We start from the raw sequence: 209 nt of genomic DNA on the forward strand, positions 1-209 counted from the left end.
ACGGCGGCCTGTTTCTGCGCATCAGAGTAGCGCTCTTTGCGGGGCAGGCAACTGATATCGCCACTGCTGGCTTCCCATGCCTGTACCCATCGCCGGAGGTTGCGTTCTGTGGGGTAGCCCAGTTCACGAATAACAGAGGTGATCTTTCTGCCGAATTTAAAATAGAGCTCAATAGCGCGAAGGCGCTCAGCTTTGGAATACATAAATTA

Annotated in this window: 1 protein-coding gene; it reads right to left on the reverse strand. The window is 52.6% G+C overall.

Annotation, left to right across the window (positions count from 1 at the left end; translation table 11 throughout):
• Positions 1-203, reverse strand: a 203-nt coding sequence (locus tag Dpoa2040_RS05460) for a helix-turn-helix domain-containing protein (protein WP_168640565.1), incomplete at its 3' end; no start/stop codon positions are given.
• Between the last annotated feature and the right edge of the window lie 6 nt (positions 204-209).

It is taken from the genome of Dickeya sp. CFBP 2040, from assembly GCF_012273755.1.
Taxonomy (GTDB): Bacteria; Pseudomonadota; Gammaproteobacteria; order Enterobacterales; family Enterobacteriaceae; genus Dickeya; species Dickeya poaceiphila.